Genomic DNA, 1,287 nt, shown 5'->3' with positions numbered 1-1,287 from the left:
GCTCTAGTCGCTCAGCCGGTGAAAACATCGTGAGGCGGCAATGCCTTTTCCGTCTGGACGAAAGCCTGCGCGCTCTTGTTCTCGTGTGCAACTGCCGCCAAATTGCCAAGACGCCTTGACCCGTCGCCCACGGACCAATAGCGGGTTCAGGGCAGACACGATCGGCAGCAAGAGGTGGCCATGAACGTTCTTCTTCTCGGTTCGGGTGGCCGCGAACACGCGCTTGCCTGGAAGATCGCCGCCTCGCCGCTGCTGACCAGGCTTTATGCTTCGCCCGGTAATCCCGGCATCGGCAGCGTCGCCGAACTGGTCAAGCTGGACATTGCCGACCATTCCGCCGTCGCGGCCTTCTGCCGGGAGAAGAAGGTCGATCTGGTCGTGGTCGGCCCGGAGGGTCCGCTGGTCGCCGGCATTGCCGATGATCTGCGCGCCTGGGGCATCCGCGTCTTCGGTCCGTCCAAGGCGGCGGCGCGCCTCGAGGGCTCGAAAGGCTTCACCAAGGACCTTTGCGCGAAATTCAACATCCCGACGGCAGCCTATGGCCGTTTCAGCGACCTTGCCTCGGCCAAGGCCTATGTCGAGAAGACAGGCGCGCCGATCGTCATCAAGGCCGACGGGCTCGCCGCCGGCAAGGGCGTCACCATCGCCATGACGCTGGAGGAGGCGCTGGCCGCGCTCGAGGCCTGTTTCGAAGGTGCTTTTGGCGTCGCCGGCGCCGAGGTCGTCGTCGAGGAGTATCTGACCGGCGAGGAGGCGAGCTTCTTCTGCCTCTGCGACGGCGCGACCGCGCTGCCCTTCGGCACCGCGCAGGACCACAAGCGCGTCGGCGATGGCGATATCGGCCCGAACACCGGCGGCATGGGCGCCTATTCGCCGGCGCCGGTGATGACGCCTGAGATGACCGAGCGCACCATGCGCGAGATCATCGAGCCGACCATGCGCGGCATGGCCAATATCGGCGCGCCTTTCGCCGGCATCCTCTTCGCCGGGCTGATGATCACCGACCAGGGGCCGAAGCTCATCGAATACAACACCCGCTTCGGCGATCCCGAATGCCAGGTGCTGATGATGCGGCTGAAGGACGATCTTCTCGTCCTGCTCAACGCCGCGGTTGACGGCCAGCTCGCGCATATGTCGGCGCGCTGGAGCGACGAAGCGGCGCTGACCGTGGTGATGGCGGCGAGGGGTTATCCCGGCACGCCGGAAAAGGGTTCGGTCATCCGCGGCCTGGAGCAGGCGGGAGGCGAGGGGGTGGAGATCTTCCATGCCGGCACCGCCATCAATGGC

1 protein-coding gene is annotated in these 1,287 nt (G+C 65.8%); it reads left to right on the top strand.

Annotation, left to right across the window (positions count from 1 at the left end; translation table 11 throughout):
- Positions 1-180: 180 nt before the first annotated feature.
- The coding region (purD, locus tag EOA29_RS36825; RefSeq protein WP_127222418.1) for a phosphoribosylamine--glycine ligase at positions 181-1,287 on the top strand (1,107 nt) is incomplete at its 3' end.

This window comes from Mesorhizobium sp. M1E.F.Ca.ET.063.01.1.1 (genome assembly GCF_003998155.1).
Classification (GTDB): Bacteria; Pseudomonadota; Alphaproteobacteria; order Rhizobiales; family Rhizobiaceae; genus Mesorhizobium.
This window is presented reverse-complemented; position numbering and strand designations above follow the sequence as displayed.